Origin of the sequence: Novosphingobium cyanobacteriorum, from assembly GCF_029436685.1 — a bacterium.
In the GTDB taxonomy this organism is placed as follows: Bacteria; Pseudomonadota; Alphaproteobacteria; order Sphingomonadales; family Sphingomonadaceae; genus Novosphingobium; species Novosphingobium cyanobacteriorum.
Map to the genome: position 1 here is coordinate 145,382 of NZ_JAROCY010000003.1, position 14,980 is coordinate 160,361.

Consider the following 14,980-nt stretch of genomic DNA (forward strand, 5'->3'; position numbering starts at 1 on the left):
CGCCGCAAACTCTTGCCGATTCTGCAACGGGGGTGGTTACGAATGCGCTAAGAACCTGTGCTATGGAGCGAATATGCCGCTTCCCCTGCCCGTGCCGCTGCCTGCCCCCGCCCTGCCCGCCGCGCTGGCGCTGATCGACCTCGGCGGCATTGCCGTGTTCGCATTGACGGGCGCATTGCTGGCGGCGCGGCTGCGGCAGACGCTGGTGACGATGGCGTTCTTCGCGGTGGTGACCGGCGTGGGCGGCGGTTCGGTGCGCGATCTGCTGATCGGCGCGCCGGTGTTCTGGGTGCGCGATCCGTGGGTGGCGCCGGTGTGCCTGGGCGTGGCGCTGGTGGCATGGTTCACCCCCCGCCGCTGGTGGGAAGGCGCGGTTCTGGAATGGCTCGATGCCGCAGGATTGGGCGCCTATGCCGTGCTCGGCACCGCCAAGGCGCTGGGATATGGCGTGGCGCCCGTGCCTGCGGCGATGATGGGCGTGATCACCGGCTGCGTCGGCGGGGTGATCCGCGATGTCCTCGCCGGGCGCCCATCGATCCTGATGCGACCGGAACTGTATGTGACGGCAGCCGCGCTTTCGGCATCGCTGTGCGCGCTGGGCCACATCGCGGGCGTGCCGCGCGAGATCGCCTGGCCTGTGGCGGCCTTGGCCGGCTTCGGGCTGCGCGGCGCGGCGATCCGGTGGAAGCTGGCGATCCCGGCCTATGGTTCGGACGAGAAGTAGCGCGGTGGTGGTTCGACAAGCTCACCACGAGCGGTTTTGTATGTCCAACGACCAATCCCAACACCGCTCACCCTGAGCCTGTCGAAGGGTGCTGGCGCCAAACGCGACAGCTAATCCCTTTCCGCGCTCACCCCATCGTCACCACAACCTTGCCAGTCGCCTGCCGGTTTTCCAGCAGGGCAATGGCCTGCCCCGCATCGGCCAGCGGATAGCGCGCCGAGACGAGCGGCCTGATCCTGCCGGCCTTGAGCAGGGCGAACAGTTCCTGCACTTCCGCCGCGAATGCCTGCGGTTCGCGCTGGGTCCATGCGCCCCAGAACACACCGCAAACGTCGCAGGATTTCAGCAGCGTCAGGTTCAGGGGCAGCTTGGCAATGCCGGCGGGGAAGCCCACCACCAGGAAGCGCCCTTCCCACGCGATGGCGCGCAGCGCGGGTTCGGAATAATCACCACCAACGATGTCATAGACGATATCTGCGCCATTCGGCCCGCAGGCGGCCTTGAACTGGTCGGCCAGTGCCTTGCTCTGCGCCTTGTCGAACGGCGGGCGGCCATAGATGACCACGTCGTCCGCGCCGGCATCGCGCACGATCTGCGCCTTCTCCTCGCTGGAAACCGCCGCGATCACCCGCGCGCCAAAGGCCTTGGCAAGTTCCACCGCAGAAAGGCCGACCCCGCCTGCGGCGCCGAGCACCAACACGGTCTCGCCCGCCTTGATATGGCCGCGGTCCTTCAGCCCGTGGATCGTGGTGCCATAGGTCATCAGAAGCGATGCGCCGGTTTCATAATCCACCCCTTCGGGCAGCGGATAGAGCCGGTTGCTCGGCATGACGACCTTCTCGGCAAGGCCACCGTGGCCGATCATCCCGATCACCCGGTCCCCAACCTTCCAGCCCGAAACGCCTTCGCCCACCGTCTCGATCACACCGGAAAGTTCGCTGCCGGGCGCAAACGGGCGTTCCGGCCTGAACTGATAGAGATCCCGGATGACCAGCGCATCGGGAAAGTTGATGGAACAGGCGTGGACGCGGATCACCACCTCGCCCGGCCCCGCAACGGGATCGGGCAGGTCGTCCAGCGTCAACGTTTCGGGGCCGCCGGCGGCGTGGCTGCGCAAGGCCTTCATCGATCTTTCTCCCGCGTTCTGGTGGGCGCAAACGCAAAGGGCGCCCGTTTGGACGCCCTTGGTTAAGCGGTTATGCCCGCTGGGGAAAGCCCCGATTTAACCGATCACTTAAGCTGCGGCGAGAACGCCGTTGGCAAGGAACGGCCGCTCTTCGCGCACCGTGCCTTCGAATGCGGCGATCTGGGCGTCACGGGCCATGGTCAGGCCAACCTCGTCAAGCCCGTTGAGCAGGCAATGCTTGCGGAACGGATCGATCTCGAAGCTGAAGCGATCCTGAAACGGAGTGGTAACCGTCTGATTTTCAAGATCAATGTGAATGGGGTCAGTGCGTGCCACTTCCACCAGGCGGTCCACCGCAGCCTGCGGCAGAACCACGGTGAGGATGCCGTTCTTGAACGCGTTGCCCGAGAAGATATCCGAGAAACTCGGCGCGATCACCGCCTTTACGCCCAGGTCCAGCAGGGCCCAGGCTGCGTGTTCGCGGCTCGATCCACAGCCGAAGTTGTCCCCCGCTACAAGGATGGGCGAGCCGGAAAACTCGGCGCTGTCAAACAGGTTGTCCGGATCCTTGCGGATCGATTCGAACGCGCCCCGACCCAGCCCTTCACGGGTGATGGTCTTCAGCCAATGGGCAGGGATGATGACGTCGGTATCGACGTTCTTCTGGCCGAACGGATAGGCGCGGCCTTCGATCTGGTTCACCGGTTCCATGCCGCCGCTATAGCTCGCGAAAGCCCTTTCGCAAGGTACATTGAGAAGGACTGACAGGGGGCTGAAACCGGTTGAGACGGGGTTGAAGTCGATTGAACCCCGGCCAAAACGCCCTGATCAGTCGGTCTCGGGTACGTCGGCAACCGGGGTCGCCGGCTTCTCGGCGCGTTCCTTGCGGCGCGAGGCATAGAGCAGCGCGGCGGCCACGGCGGCCGATCCGATCGCCGCGCCGGCCAGCGCCGCGGTACCGGTCCAGGTGCTCTTTTCGGTCTTCTTGCTCACGAAACGCTCCTTGTCTCTGGCTGCCAGAATTGGCGGGCCGCGTCGCAAATGCAAGGTTCAGAGCAGGAATTTCCGCAAGGAATTCCAATGCGCCTGCTTTTCCGCCGCTGTCATGCGGGCATGAGCCGGGCTGCTGGAGGGCAATTGCACCCGTTCCAGATCGGGATGGCCAGGCAGCTGTTTCGCCCCGATTTTCGCCGAAGCCGCGCCGTTGAACGCCACTGCTTTCAGCATGGGCAGCGAGGCGACGCGAGCGGCCAGCGGGGCGGGGTCCACATCGCGCAGCGCGGCATCGAGGCTGCCCTTGCGATGGGCGGATCGGACCGTGTCCCACAGACCGATCCCGTGTAAAAGAACCACGGCAAGACGTTGATCGTATGCGATTTCCGGCAAGTCAGGCCGCTGGATCACCCCACCCACCAGCCGCCAGAACAGGTTGGCGGGATGCGCATAATACCGGCCCGCGGCAAGGCTCGCCTCCCCCGGCAGGCTGCCGAGGACGAGGACGCGCGTATCGGGCGAGACGACCGGGGCGAAGGCGGACTTGCGCCCCGGATCGCGGGTGCCGATCACACCAGTTCGCGCACGTCCGTGAGGCGGCCGGTGACTGCCGCCGCCGCCGCCATTGCCGGGCTGACGAGGTGAGTGCGCGCGCCGGGGCCCTGGCGGCCGACAAAGTTGCGGTTGCTGGTGGAGGCGCAGCGTTCGCCCGCAGGCACCTTGTCAGGGTTCATGCCAAGGCAGGCCGAACAGCCGGGTTCGCGCCATTCGAAGCCGGCTTCGAGGAAGACCTTGTCGAGCCCCTCGGCCTCGGCCTGTTCCTTCACCAGCCCCGAACCGGGGACGACGATGGCCCAGCGCACGTTGTCCGCCTTCTTCCGGCCCTTCAGCACGGCGGCGGCGGCGCGCATGTCCTCGATCCGGCTGTTGGTGCACGATCCGATGAACACGTTCTGGATCTCCACCGAATCCAGCCGCTGGCCGGGCTGCAGCCCCATGTAGTGGAGCGACTTGCGCGCGGCGTCCTGCTTCGAGGCATCGGCAAAGCTTTCGGGCGCGGGGACGAGGCCGGTGATCGGCAGCACGTCTTCCGGGCTGGTGCCCCAGGTAACCGAAGGCGCGATGTCAGCCGCGTCGATCACCACGACCTTGTCATACTGCGCGCCCGGATCGGTGGCGAGGCTCTTCCACCAGGCCAGCGCCTTGTCCCAGTCCTCTCCCTTGGGCGCGAAGGGGCGGCCCTGCACATAGGCAAAGGTCTTCTCATCGGGCGCGATCAGGCCGGCGCGGGCGCCGTGTTCGATCGCCATGTTCGACACGGTGAGGCGGCCTTCGATCGACAGATCGCGGATCACGCTGCCGGTATATTCGATGACATAGCCGGTGCCGCCCGACGCGCCGAGCACGCCGGTGATGTGCAGCACCACGTCCTTGGCCGAAACGCCGGGGACCAGCGTGCCTTCCACGCGGACTTCCATCGCCTTCGACCGCTTGAGCAGCAGGGTCTGCGTGGCGAGCACGTGCTCGACCTCGCTGGTGCCGATGCCGAAGGCCAGCGCGCCGAGGCCGCCATGGCAGGCGGTGTGGCTGTCACCACAGACGATGGTGGCGCCGGGCAGCGAAAAGCCCTGCTCCGGCCCGACGACGTGGACAATGCCCTGTTCGCGATCGGCATCGCCGATCAGGCGCACGCCGAATTCGGGCGCGTTGCGCTCAAGCGCAGCAAGCTGCTGCGCGCTTTCCGGATCGGCGATGGGAATGCGGTTGCCCGCGGCATCACGCCGCGCGGTGGTGGGCAGATTGTGATCCGGCACCGCCAGCGTCAGATCGGGGCGACGCACCTTGCGGCCCGAGACGCGCAGCGCCTCGAACGCCTGCGGGCTGGTGACCTCGTGGACGAGGTGGCGATCGATGTAGATGAGGCAGGTGCCGTCATCGCGCGCTTCGACAACGTGGGCGTCCCAGATCTTCTGGTAGAGGGTGCGGGGGGCAGCGTTCGACATGGCCTGCGGACTAGGCCTGCCGCGCGTGGTTTTCAAGGCGTTGGGCGGTTTGGCCGCGCAATTTTATTGCCCGAACGGGATGGGTCGCGCAGGGGCGCGCAACGGTGTATCAGGGGATGGAGAACGGGTTCTGCGGCCGAGAGCGTGGAGCCCCCTCCCCGCTGCGACTGGCGGACCTTCGGTTCGGCAAGTCTCGCTGCTCCTCCCCGCCGGGGAGGGGTAGGGGTGGGGGTTCAGCGGTGCGGTCACAGCGCGCCGAGGGAAACCGGAATGATCGAACTGCTTATCGTGATCGCCACAGTCCTGTTCATGGAAGGGGTGGCTTGGTCCAGCCACAAGTACGTGATGCACGGGTTCGGGTGGAACTGGCACCGCGACCACCACGAACGGCATGACGGGTTCTTCGAGAAGAACGACCTCTATGCCGTTGTCGGCGCGGCGATTTCCATCTCGTTCTTCATGATCGGCAGCCCGTTGGTGCTGGGCGACGCGGCCTGGGCGCCGGGCACATGGGTGGGCGTGGGCGTGCTGTGCTATGGCGTGATCTACACGCTGGTCCATGATGGCCTGGTCCACCAGCGCTGGTTCCGCTACGTGCCCAAGCGCGGCTATGCCAAACGGCTGGTGCAGGCGCACAAGCTGCACCACGCCACCGAAGGCAAGGAAGGCGGCGTAAGCTTCGGCTTCATCTTCGCCCGCGATCCGGCCGTGCTGAAGCAGGAACTGAAAGTGCAGCGCGAAAAGGGCATCGCCGTGCTGCGCGAGGCCATCGACGCCTAAAGCAGGTTGATCTCGTTCACCGCGCGCTTGGCGAGGGTGCGGAAGCGGAGGGCGTCGGGGATGGTGACGGGGTGGCCGTGGGCGGCCTGGTCACGCAGGGCGGCGAGGTCTGCCAGCGCGGTGCGGGTGCGGCGGTTCAGCGCGGCTTCGCCCTTCCCCTGCAGGATCAGTCGGCCACGCGCCTGTTCGACGCGGGCCCAGGCATCGAGCACGGCGGCGGCGGGCGACATTTCCAGCAGTTGCAGGAAGCGCGCGTGATCGCCGGTGAGCGCAAGAGCGCTGTCCCTGTCAGCCGGAGGGCCGGCGGCCCGTTCGATGCGATCGAGCCGGCGGGTGAAGCGGGCGGCCTTGTCTCCCCAGCGCAGCTCGTCCAGCCGATGCGCCAGCGCCACGATCTGCGCGCGGAACAGCAGCGCGACGACCAGCAGGGCGAGCGGCCAGGCCACCGCCTGTACCAGCGTGACCGCATGATCGAAGCCGCTTTCGCGGGCGACCGAGAGGGTGATGATGGGCGAATCCGGCATGAACGCAGGATGCCATAAGAACAAAAGAAGAACAATATCAGCTCGCCGCAAGCAGCCCCTGCAAGGCACCCATGGCCCGGGTGGCGATGGCCCCGTCGCCCAGCGGAGCCAGCAACGCGGCGCCATCGATCACCGCGATCAGCAGCGCGGCCAGATCGCGGCGGCGCACCGGGTCGGGCTCGGCCAGGCGTTCGTCCACCCAATAGACGAAGCCACCGGCGATGGTGGTGGCGATCATGGCGAAGGGCTGCGCACCCCGGCCCGCCTCTGCGGCAATCTCTGCCCAGAGGCTCATGTAAGGACGGAAGCCGGGTTGCGCCGCCAGCGCGCCGACGCGGGCGAGCAGGTCGGCAGCGGGCAGGCGGTCCCCTGCCGGCAGAGCGGCAGCAAGGCCGTTGGCCATGTCTGCTGCCAGGCGCGTGAGCACAGCGCCCAGCAGCGCCGCCTTGTCGGCATAGTAATAGAGCAGCATCCGATCGCTGGTGCCGGCGGCGGCGGCCAGCTGGCGCAGGCTGGTCTGGCCGAGGCCGTGGGCCAGCACATGCGCGGCAAGGCGCGCTTCGAGCGCTTCACGCTTTTCCGGGTTGGGAGCCATGCGAGGACTTGTAGCAGGTGCTACAGACTATACAATGTAGCGGTCGCTACAGATTCGGAGATCGTCATGGAAGACAATGCCTTTCCCGCCCGCCTGAGCCTGCGCCAGTCTATCGTGATGATCGTGGCAGCCTTGGCCTTGTGGTATTCCGGCGCGCTGCTGGTGCAGGCGCTTTCCAGCGCCGGGATGCTGGGCGGCAGCGCGGGGGTGATCGCCTTTGTCCTGACGGTGCCGGGCACCCTGCCTTTCGTGCTGGCGCTGCGGACGCTGGCAGGGCTTTCATCGGAACAGGTGGTGCCGGGCTGCGCGCTGACGATCGGAACGGTGATCGTCTGCGACGGGATGGCGGTGACGTGGCATCCGGCGTTTTATGGCGTGGGTGACACCGCGGTGCGCCTTTCGGCAGGCGCAGTGCTGTTTGGCGGGGGCGTGGCCCTGTTGCTGGCGTTCGGCGTGGCCGCATGGATGCGGCGGCGCGGCTGACTTATTCCGCGCGCGTCCAGATCCAGGTGCCGGACAGCGCCATCACGCCCACCGGGATCAGCACCCAGGGCCAGCCGGCGGTGAGCGCGGTGACGATCACCGAGACGGTCATGGTGACAAGCGCGGCCTTCTTGGCGCGGCGGGGAATGGCGCGGCGGGTGCGCCATTCGAGCAGCGGCGGGCCCCATTTGGGGTGCGCGAGCAGGCGCGCTTCCCACTGCGGGTTGCCCTTCGCAAAGCAGAACAGCGCCAGCAGCAGGAACGGTACCGTGGGCAGCAGCGGCAGGAACGCGCCCACCGCGCCGATGGCGACGAAAAGCAAACCGAGCGCAGACCAGAACAGGCGCACGGCCCGCCGCCCGTTCAGCTTGCCTGCGCGGCAAGGCGCGCGGCATGCTGGCGCACCAGCGCGATCATGTTGGGCACGCCCTGCGTGCGGTTGGACGAAAGCTGGTTCTTCAGATCGAACGGGGCAAGGCGTTCGGCAATGTCGGCCTCGGCCACTTCGGCGGCGGGCCTATCCTGCACCGCGGCGAGCACGAGCGCGACGATGCCCTTGGTGATCGCGGCGTTGCTGTCGGCCAGGAAGTGCAGCCGCCCCCTTCCCTTTTCGGTGGACGCTTCCTCCACCGGATAGACCCAGACGCTGGCCGAGCAGCCGCGCACCAACGTGGCGTCGGTCTTCAAGGCATCGGGCATTGGCTCAAGCTCGCGTCCCAGCTCGATCAGCAGGCGATAGCGTTCGTCGCCATCGAGGAATTCGTACTCTTCGAGGATATCGTCCAGCGTGCGCATGGCCCGCATCTAGCGACCGCGATCAGGCGCGTCCATCGCCTGCACGCGCATCAGCCCGAAAGGCCGCCGGGGCGGGTGAAGGCGTAGTAGAGCACATAGAGCCAGGAGAGCACGCCGTGGATCGCGGCCCAGACGATCGACTTGTTGACACTCCACGAGATCGCCACCGCCAGCGCGCTGCCGAGGCCAATGCCGGCCTTGGCGGCACCTTGCGCGCCGTCCTTCACAGGTCGATCCCCGCGGCGATGGCTTCCAGCTTGCGCAGGCGTTCACGCATGTCGGCCAGGTCTATGCGGCTGACCGCATCGGGCATGGCGCGATCAAGTTCATGGCGGCGCAGCGCCAGCCAGCCGTCCCACGCCCGCAACGCGGCGAGCGCGACAACCACGACGGCGGCGAAGGCGGCAAGCGAGAGAGCGATAGCGGGCATCTTGGCGGTCCTTTCTCAGCGATCGCGCAGCGATTCGATCTCGCGGGCGAGATCGGTGCTGCCACGGCTGTCGGTGAGGATGCGTTCGAGCGTTTCGACGCGGCGGCGCAGTTCGATCACTTCGCGTTCGAGTTCGGGCGAGGCGGGCGAGCCACCCCCTTGCCAGCGGGCGGCGTCGCGGTTGCGACGGAGGTTGGCGTACACGACGATGGCAACAATGACGACGATGGCTGTCCACGGACTCATCGGGAAGGGTCTTTCAGTTGGCCGCCTGCAGGCGGAGCGATTCGATTTCCCGCGCGAGCATGGGATTGCCGGCGCTGGCGTTGTCCATGGCGATGCGTTCCAGCACGCGCACCCGCTGTTCCAGCCGCTCCGCTGCCGCCACGTGGCGCGCGGCGCGCTCGGCCGATTGGGCGGTGAGCAGTTCCAGCTCGCGCTCGCGGAATTCGATGCGGCGCTTGTAGGCCTCGAGCGTCATGCCCATGGCGGTGATCGCCAGCAGCACCAGCGCACACAGGGCGATGGTGAGCGCGGTGGTCATTGCGCCCTCCCTTCGACAAGACGCAGCGCTTCGATCTGTTCGTTCAGGCCATAGCTGCTGTCGGTGACGATCCGCTCCACGTTGGCCAGGCGATCCTGCACGGTCTGCAGCTGCTGGCGCAGCACGTCGTTCTCCGCCCGCAGCGCCTTGATCGCACCTTCCTCGTCCGAACGCGCCGTCTTGCCGCCCCATTCATCTTCCAGCGCATAGCCATGGCGGGCGCGGATCCAGTTGTTGACCAGCCAGCCAGACGTGGAGAGCGCGATGATGACCAGGACAAACTCTGGTGAGCCCCAATTCACTGCGCCCTCCCCTCGCCCCGGCGCAGCGCCTCGATCTGCTGGGTCAGGCCGAAGCCGCTGTCGGTGACGATGCGCTCAACATTGGCGAGGCGGTCCTTTACCGAGCCGAGTTCGGCGCGAAGCTGGGCGTTTTCCTGCGTGAGCAGGGCCATGCGCTGCTGCGCGGCATCATCGGTCCTGGGATAGACCGGCTTGCCCCAGGAATTTTCCAGCGGGTAGCCGTGGCGGACGCGGAGCCAGGTGTTGACCACCCAGCCGATGGTGATGGCGATGGCGGGCACGCCGATCATCGCGGGCGAGATGTCGAATGGCATCGGGTATCCCCTTTATTCTTCGATGCTTCGATGTGGTTCAGGCGTGGCCTTGCGGCTGGTTGCCGATGCGCGGCTCCTCGATCCGGCGCGCATCGCGCAGCGCCTCGATCTGGGTGGCGACATCATAGCCCTTGTCGGTGACGATGCGTTCCAGCACGCGCACCCGGTCTTCCAGCTGCTGGTTCTGGGCGGCGTACTGCGCGGCCTTTTCAGCCGTGGCGGCAAGCTGAAGCTCAGCCATCTTGCGCTGGTGCTTGGTCCAGATCGCCAGCCCGCCGATGATGAACGGCGCCAGCGGGATCAGCACAAAGAGTGTGTCAGGATTCATCGGATTTCCCCCATTCAAACCCCGGATTTCCGGGTATCAGCGCAGCTTTTCGATCTCGGCCGAAAGGCGCGGGTTGCCGGTGACGTAGAACTGTTCAACCTCTGCCAGGCGGCGATCGATATCGCGGAACTGGGCGCGGACTTCGCGGGCGGTGCGCGACGGGCTCTGCCGCACGCCCTGCCAGAACTTCTGCTCGGCGCGATCGGAATAGAGATGCGGCGGCTTCTTGTCGGCCAGCAGGCCAAGCGCGAAGTAGATCAGGAAGGGCCAGCCCATCGAGAAGCCGAGGATCAGGAAACCGAGCCGTACCCACAGGGCATCGACCCCGGTGTAATCGGCAATCCCCGCGCAGACGCCCATGAACTTGCCGTTGACCTTGTCACGATAGAAGCGGGTGCGCTGTGGCGTAAGCTGCTGTGTCACTTGCGGAACTCCTTCTGCTCGGCGACCAGGCGGTCCAGCTCGGCCAGCTTGACGTTGTCGGTGGCGCGGTCGGGGACCATGCGCGCGGGGCGGAATTCGGGATTGTCGGAGGCGACCAGCCGCTCGACCGTGTCCATGCGCTCGTCGAGCCGCTTGGCGAGCTGGTAAAGCTCTTCGAGCAGGGCTTCGTCACCGCTGGTCAGGGTGGGCGCGGTCTTCCAATTGGTGATGTAGTGCAGGATCAGCCAGGGCAGCCCGACGAAGAGCATGCCGACGACGCCGATGGGAACGAGGACGTCTTCCATCATCTCAGCCCTCCTTGTTCAGCGCACGCTTCATGGCGGCGAGTTCCTCGTCAACCTTGTCCTGCCCGGCCAGCGCGGCAATCTCGTCCGCCAGGGTCGGCTGGCCGCCTTCGGCCAGGCCCAGCGCATCGGCACGGCCTTCGGCATGATCGACGCGGCGTTCCAGCTGGTCGAAGCGGGCCAGCGCCTCGTCCACGCGCTCGCTGGTGAGCAGGCTGCGCAGGCGCACGCGGTTCTCGGCGCTTTCCAGGCGGGCGGCAATGGCGGTCTGGCGGCTGCGGGCTTCGCGCAGGCGGGTCTGCAGCTTTTCGATGTCCGCCTCATAGGCGCGCATCGAATCGTCGAGCACGGCCACTTCGCTGCGCAGCTGCTCGGCCATGTCGCCGGCCTTGTTCTTTTCCACCAGCGCGGCGCGGGCCAGGTCCTCGCGGTCCTTCGACAGCGCCAGCTGGGCCTTGTCCGCCCAATCGGCCTGCAGCCGTTCCAGCTTGGCCACGTGGCGCAGCATTTCCTTCTGATCGGCGATGGTGCGCGCGGCCGAGGCGCGGACTTCGACCAGCGTCTCTTCCATTTCCATGATGATCATCCGGATCATCTTCGCCGGGTCGTCCGCCTTGTCCAGCAAGTCGTTGAAATTGGCGGCAATGATATCGCGGGTCCGCGAGAAGATGCCCATCAGGTTGACTCCGTTGGTAAAGGTGGAACGCGGCTGGCCGCCTGCGTCGGAAGATGAGGCCGGACGGCGCAGCCGGTCAAGCTGCGCGTCGAAGCGCGAGGGGCGCGGCGCGCCGTCGATGGGGGAAAGGTCCACCACGGTCACGCCAGCTCCCCGGTGATCGCCGCGGTCGAGGCATAGACCTGCGGCGCGGCATTGAGCTGCTGGGTCAGCGCGAAGCAGTTCATCGCCGCCATCGCCAGGATGCTGATCAGCGCGGCGCGGCCCAGCTTGGTCGAAAAGAAGGAGGCGGTGTACATCGTGGTTTCTCCGGTGCGGGCCGTTTCTTTCGCCCCCTGGAATGTGATGTTCACCTTTCAGCAAGGCGCGTGCCAAATTCGCCGGGAGCAGATTTCCAAGGATTTTTCGCACTGAACTTGGCGCAATTCACACCGGGTTGGGGAAATTTGCCAAATCTTGGCATTTGCGCCATATACTGCCTGTCGACGCGGGAAATGGGGCGCGCACATGGACAGGGAAGTTCAGTTCATTGGCCAGTCCGGCGCTTTTCTCGACGCGGTGGAGCGCGCCAGCCGCGCCGCGCCGATGCGCCGCCCCGTTCTCGTGATCGGCGAACGCGGCACCGGCAAGGAGCTGATCGCCGAACGCCTGCACCGCCTGTCCACCCGCTGGCAGGAACCGCTCGTCACCATGAACTGCGCCGCCCTGCCCGAGACGCTGATCGAGGCGGAGCTGTTCGGGCATGAGGCCGGGGCGTTTACCGGCGCGACGCGCGCCCGCGTGGGGCGGTTCGAAGAGGCCGACAAGGGGACGCTGTTCCTGGACGAATTGGGCACGCTTTCCATGGGGGCGCAGGAACGCCTGCTGCGCGCGGTGGAATATGGCGAGGTTTCGCGCATCGGCGCGAACAAGCCGATCCGCGTGGATGTGCGCATCGTGGCGGCAACCAACGAAGACCTGCCGAAGATGGCCGAACAGGGCCGGTTCCGGCCCGACCTGCTCGACCGCCTGAGCTTCGAGGTGATCACCCTGCCGCCACTGCGCGTGCGCGAAGGCGACGTGGGCGTGCTGGCCGATTATTTCGGGCGGCGCATGGCGGCGGAACTGCACTGGGATTCCTGGCCCGGCTTTGCCCCCCACGTGGCGCAGGCGATGGAGGACTATGCCTGGCCCGGCAACGTGCGCGAACTGCGCAACGTGGTGGAGCGTGCGGTCTATCGCTGGGACGACTGGAACGCGCCCATCGGCCATGTGCAGTTCGATCCGTTCGAAAGCCCGTGGAAGCCCGCCGCCTCGATCCGCCCCGCCGATGCGAGTGCGCCGACGGTGCTTGCCAGCGTGCCGGCGCGCGCGGATTTCGACGCGGTGGAAGACCTGCGCAGCGCGGTGGACGCGCACGAGAAGGCGATCCTGGAACACCACCTGGGCCGCAACCGATACAACCAGCGGCAGACGGCCAAGGCGCTGGGCCTCACCTATGACCAGTTGCGCCACTGCCTGCGCAAGCACGGGTTGCTGGAGCGCGGGGCTGGATAGAATTGCAGTTTCTCGCAGAGACGCAGAGAAGAAGGGGGAGCGCAGAGCCGACGTGCCTGTGCCGCAGCCGCGGGAAACCACCAAGCAGTGATAACTTTCGTCAATTGCCTGCGGCACCAAGAAGCTCTCTGCGCTCCCCTTTCCCTCTGCGCTCTCTGCGAGAAACATTTCTCAATGCGCTGCAGTCCCCGTTAGGCGGCAGAACCTCTTTTGCACACGCGCGCAAAAGGCACTAACGCCGCGCGGTGGCTCTCACCCGCCTGACCTTGCGCGATTTTCGCAACCATGCCGCCACACGGCTCGACTCCATGCGCGGATTCAACGTGCTGGTGGGGGAAAACGGCGCGGGCAAGACCAACGTGCTGGAGGCGATCAGCCTGCTTGCGCCCGGCCGGGGCCTGCGCCGGGCGGCACCAGCGGAAATGGCCGGGCGCAGCGGCAACGGCAGCTTTGCCGTGGCGGCGGAGATGGAAAACGGTGACGTTTCGATCGGCACCGCCACCACGCCCGAGGCGCCCAACCGCCGCACCGTGCGCATCAACGGTGCGGAAGGCCCGGCGACGCGGCTGGCGGAGTGGCTTTCGGTCACCTGGCTGACCCCGGCGATGGACCGCATCTTTGCCGAGGGCGCAGGCGGGCGGCGGCGCTTCCTTGACCGGCTGGTGCTGGCGGTGGACCCGGCGCATGCGCGCAATGCCACCCGCTATGAAACCGCGCTGCGCGAACGCAACCGCCTGCTGGGCGATCTGACCGAGCCGGACCCGGCCTGGCTGGATGCGCTGGAAACGCAGCTGGCGGGCACCGGATCGGCCATGGCAGCAGCGCGCCGGGCGCTGGTGGGCCAGCTGCGCCGGGTGGTGGAAATCCTGCCGCAGCAGCCCTTTGCCCGCCCCGCGCTTGAATACGCAAGCGAGGTTCCCGAGGGCGAGGATGCCCTGCGTGCCGCGCTGAAGCAGGGACGCAGGCGTGATCGCGCCGCGGGCCGCACGCTGATCGGCCCGCACCGCGATGACCTTTCAGTGAAGCTGGCCGCCAAGGATGCGCCCGCAGCGGACTGTTCCACCGGCGAGCAGAAGGCGCTGCTGATCTCCATCGTCCTGGCCCACGCCAGCCTTACCGCCGGGGAGCGGCCCCGACTGCTGCTGCTTGACGAGATCGCCGCGCACCTTGATCCGCTGCGCCGCGCGGCCCTGTATGAAAGGCTGGGCGCAAGCGGTGCGCAGGTGTGGATGACCGGGACCGAGATTGCCGCCTTTGCCGAGATTGCCGGCGAGGCTGCGGTGTGGCGGGTTGAGGACGGTGCGGTGACGCGGGTTTAGCTCTGCGGTTCGAAGGTTGCGCTGTGATGCTTCGACAAGCTCCGCATCAGCGGTTTGGTTGTTGTAAAAAAAGAAAAACCGTTCGTGTCGAGCGGGATTCAAGGATTTGTGGCAGCCTTCAGAGCCTTCGACACGCTATCCTGCGTGGCCGCCACGATGCGGTCCACGCCCTGCGGGTTGGGGTGGATGTGATCTTCGAGCAGCAGGGCATCGTTGCCGAACACCGGCTGAAGGAAGAAGGGCACCAGCGGGACCTGGTATTCCTTCGCAAGATCAGGCCAGATCGTGTTGAACTGGCTGACATAATCCTTCCCCATGTTGGGCGCGGCGAGCATGCCGGTGAGCATGAAGGGGATGTTCCGCCGCTTCAGTTCCTGCGCGATGGCCGCCATGTTGGCGCGCGTTTCCGCAGGCGGCAGGCCGCGCAGCATGTCGTTGCCGCCAAGGCCGACCATGACCAGCGCGGGCTTTACCGGCTGGCCATCGAGCGTGAAGGCAAGGCGCGCGCGGGCCGCCGCCGTGGTGTCTCCCGAAACGCCTGCGTTGACCACGCGCACGGGCACCTCAGCCGCGTTCAGTGCCACTTCAAGGCGGCTGGGGTAGCTTTCAGTCGGTTTCAATCCATAGCCCGCATAGAGGCTGTCCCCGAAGGCGAGGATCACGGGCGCCTTGGCCGGCGATTCTGCGCCAGCGCTGCGTGTGGCGAGCGGCGCAGGCGCCTTTTCGCCAGAGCAGGCGGCGAGGAGCAGCAACAGGGAGACGGCGAGAAAGCGCATGGAG

The 14,980-nt window shown here is 66.7% G+C and carries 26 protein-coding genes; 5 read left to right on the top strand and 21 right to left on the bottom strand.

Going from position 1 to position 14,980, the window contains the following annotated elements:
- Positions 1–73 precede the first annotated feature (73 nt).
- Entirely contained in the window at positions 74–724 is a 651-nt protein-coding gene (locus POM99_RS03920; RefSeq protein WP_277275499.1) for a trimeric intracellular cation channel family protein, read from the top strand.
- A gap of 127 nt (positions 725–851) precedes the next feature.
- On the opposite strand, the gene POM99_RS03925 is transcribed toward POM99_RS03920, so the two are convergent.
- The 5 genes from POM99_RS03925 to leuC all read right to left on the bottom strand — a co-directional run bounded on the left by POM99_RS03925 (position 852) and on the right by leuC (position 4,846).
- Positions 852–1,850, bottom strand: a complete 999-nt coding sequence (locus POM99_RS03925; RefSeq protein ID WP_277275500.1) for an NADPH:quinone oxidoreductase family protein — start codon at positions 1,848–1,850, stop codon at positions 852–854.
- Between the two features lie 108 nt (positions 1,851–1,958).
- Positions 1,959–2,561: a 3-isopropylmalate dehydratase small subunit gene (gene leuD / locus POM99_RS03930; RefSeq protein ID WP_277275501.1), complete on the bottom strand. Its 603-nt coding sequence runs from the start codon at positions 2,559–2,561 to the stop codon at positions 1,959–1,961.
- A gap of 117 nt (positions 2,562–2,678) precedes the next feature.
- The gene (locus tag POM99_RS03935) at positions 2,679–2,843 is read right to left on the bottom strand and encodes a hypothetical protein (protein ID WP_277275502.1); all 165 of its coding nucleotides are present in this window, start codon (positions 2,841–2,843) and stop codon (positions 2,679–2,681) included.
- Between the two features lie 57 nt (positions 2,844–2,900).
- A complete protein-coding gene (locus POM99_RS03940; RefSeq protein WP_277275503.1) occupies positions 2,901–3,416 on the bottom strand; it encodes a DNA-deoxyinosine glycosylase in 516 nt (171 codons plus the stop codon).
- Entirely contained in the window at positions 3,413–4,846 is a 1,434-nt protein-coding gene (gene leuC / locus POM99_RS03945) for a 3-isopropylmalate dehydratase large subunit (RefSeq protein ID WP_277275504.1), read from the bottom strand. The genes POM99_RS03940 and leuC overlap by 4 nt, the downstream gene beginning before the upstream one ends.
- 270 nt (positions 4,847–5,116) lie before the next feature.
- Here leuC and POM99_RS03950 point away from each other — a divergent pair, with 270 nt between their 5' ends.
- Positions 5,117–5,626 (top strand): sterol desaturase family protein, encoded by a 510-nt coding sequence (locus POM99_RS03950; RefSeq protein WP_277275505.1) that lies wholly within the window; start codon positions 5,117–5,119, stop codon positions 5,624–5,626.
- On the opposite strand, the gene POM99_RS03955 is transcribed toward POM99_RS03950, so the two are convergent.
- Complete coding sequence (locus POM99_RS03955) at positions 5,623–6,150, bottom strand: hypothetical protein (protein ID WP_277275506.1); 528 nt, start codon at positions 6,148–6,150, stop codon at positions 5,623–5,625. The genes POM99_RS03950 and POM99_RS03955 overlap by 4 nt on opposite strands.
- A gap of 37 nt (positions 6,151–6,187) precedes the next feature.
- Positions 6,188–6,745: a TetR/AcrR family transcriptional regulator gene (locus POM99_RS03960; protein WP_277275507.1), complete on the bottom strand. Its 558-nt coding sequence runs from the start codon at positions 6,743–6,745 to the stop codon at positions 6,188–6,190.
- A gap of 66 nt (positions 6,746–6,811) precedes the next feature.
- On the opposite strand from POM99_RS03960, the gene POM99_RS03965 reads away from it, so the two are divergent.
- Positions 6,812–7,228, top strand: coding sequence for a hypothetical protein (locus POM99_RS03965; RefSeq protein ID WP_277275508.1), 417 nt, complete (start codon positions 6,812–6,814; stop codon positions 7,226–7,228).
- 1 nt (position 7,229) lies between these two features.
- On the opposite strand, the gene POM99_RS03970 is transcribed toward POM99_RS03965, so the two are convergent.
- The 13 genes from POM99_RS03970 to POM99_RS04030 are packed head-to-tail and all read right to left on the bottom strand — an operon-like array spanning position 7,230 to position 11,644.
- Positions 7,230–7,577: a YbaN family protein gene (locus tag POM99_RS03970; protein ID WP_277275509.1), complete on the bottom strand. Its 348-nt coding sequence runs from the start codon at positions 7,575–7,577 to the stop codon at positions 7,230–7,232.
- 14 nt (positions 7,578–7,591) lie between these two features.
- Positions 7,592–8,023 (bottom strand): SufE family protein, encoded by a 432-nt coding sequence (locus POM99_RS03975; RefSeq protein ID WP_277275510.1) that lies wholly within the window; start codon positions 8,021–8,023, stop codon positions 7,592–7,594.
- A gap of 50 nt (positions 8,024–8,073) precedes the next feature.
- Positions 8,074–8,250, bottom strand: a complete 177-nt coding sequence (locus POM99_RS03980) for a hypothetical protein (RefSeq protein ID WP_277275511.1) — start codon at positions 8,248–8,250, stop codon at positions 8,074–8,076.
- Positions 8,247–8,453 (bottom strand): hypothetical protein, encoded by a 207-nt coding sequence (locus tag POM99_RS03985; protein WP_277275512.1) that lies wholly within the window; start codon positions 8,451–8,453, stop codon positions 8,247–8,249. The genes POM99_RS03980 and POM99_RS03985 overlap by 4 nt, the downstream gene beginning before the upstream one ends.
- Positions 8,454–8,468: 15 nt before the next feature.
- A complete protein-coding gene (locus POM99_RS03990) occupies positions 8,469–8,699 on the bottom strand; it encodes a hypothetical protein (RefSeq protein ID WP_277275513.1) in 231 nt (76 codons plus the stop codon).
- Between the two features lie 13 nt (positions 8,700–8,712).
- Positions 8,713–8,997 carry a hypothetical protein gene (locus POM99_RS03995; RefSeq protein ID WP_277275514.1) on the bottom strand — a complete coding sequence of 95 codons (285 nt, stop codon included), beginning with the start codon at positions 8,995–8,997 and terminating at the stop codon, positions 8,713–8,715.
- Positions 8,994–9,299 carry a hypothetical protein gene (locus POM99_RS04000; RefSeq protein ID WP_277275515.1) on the bottom strand — a complete coding sequence of 102 codons (306 nt, stop codon included), beginning with the start codon at positions 9,297–9,299 and terminating at the stop codon, positions 8,994–8,996. The genes POM99_RS03995 and POM99_RS04000 overlap by 4 nt, the downstream gene beginning before the upstream one ends.
- Complete coding sequence (locus tag POM99_RS04005) at positions 9,296–9,613, bottom strand: hypothetical protein (RefSeq protein WP_277275516.1); 318 nt, start codon at positions 9,611–9,613, stop codon at positions 9,296–9,298. The genes POM99_RS04000 and POM99_RS04005 overlap by 4 nt, the downstream gene beginning before the upstream one ends.
- A 37-nt stretch (positions 9,614–9,650) precedes the next feature.
- The gene (locus tag POM99_RS04010; protein ID WP_277275517.1) at positions 9,651–9,941 is read right to left on the bottom strand and encodes a hypothetical protein; all 291 of its coding nucleotides are present in this window, start codon (positions 9,939–9,941) and stop codon (positions 9,651–9,653) included.
- A 36-nt stretch (positions 9,942–9,977) separates the two neighbouring features.
- Positions 9,978–10,364, bottom strand: coding sequence for an envelope stress response membrane protein PspC (gene pspC / locus POM99_RS04015; RefSeq protein WP_277275518.1), 387 nt, complete (start codon positions 10,362–10,364; stop codon positions 9,978–9,980).
- Positions 10,361–10,669 (bottom strand): envelope stress response membrane protein PspB, encoded by a 309-nt coding sequence (pspB, locus tag POM99_RS04020; RefSeq protein ID WP_277275701.1) that lies wholly within the window; start codon positions 10,667–10,669, stop codon positions 10,361–10,363. The genes pspC and pspB overlap by 4 nt, the downstream gene beginning before the upstream one ends.
- A gap of 4 nt (positions 10,670–10,673) precedes the next feature.
- Positions 10,674–11,489 carry a phage shock protein PspA gene (gene pspA, locus POM99_RS04025; RefSeq protein ID WP_277275519.1) on the bottom strand — a complete coding sequence of 272 codons (816 nt, stop codon included), beginning with the start codon at positions 11,487–11,489 and terminating at the stop codon, positions 10,674–10,676.
- Positions 11,486–11,644 (bottom strand): hypothetical protein, encoded by a 159-nt coding sequence (locus POM99_RS04030; RefSeq protein WP_277275520.1) that lies wholly within the window; start codon positions 11,642–11,644, stop codon positions 11,486–11,488. Before POM99_RS04030 ends, pspA begins: the two co-directional genes overlap by 4 nt.
- A 208-nt stretch (positions 11,645–11,852) precedes the next feature.
- Between POM99_RS04030 and pspF the strand changes: the two genes are divergently transcribed.
- Both pspF and recF read left to right on the top strand, forming a co-directional pair.
- Positions 11,853–12,881: a phage shock protein operon transcriptional activator gene (gene pspF, locus POM99_RS04035; protein ID WP_277275521.1), complete on the top strand. Its 1,029-nt coding sequence runs from the start codon at positions 11,853–11,855 to the stop codon at positions 12,879–12,881.
- A gap of 245 nt (positions 12,882–13,126) precedes the next feature.
- Positions 13,127–14,200: a DNA replication/repair protein RecF gene (gene recF / locus POM99_RS04040; RefSeq protein WP_277275522.1), complete on the top strand. Its 1,074-nt coding sequence runs from the start codon at positions 13,127–13,129 to the stop codon at positions 14,198–14,200.
- Between the two features lie 98 nt (positions 14,201–14,298).
- Here the strand turns inward: recF and POM99_RS04045 are convergent, their stop codons facing one another.
- Complete coding sequence (locus tag POM99_RS04045) at positions 14,299–14,976, bottom strand: arylesterase (protein ID WP_277275523.1); 678 nt, start codon at positions 14,974–14,976, stop codon at positions 14,299–14,301.
- Positions 14,977–14,980: the final 4 nt, after the last annotated feature.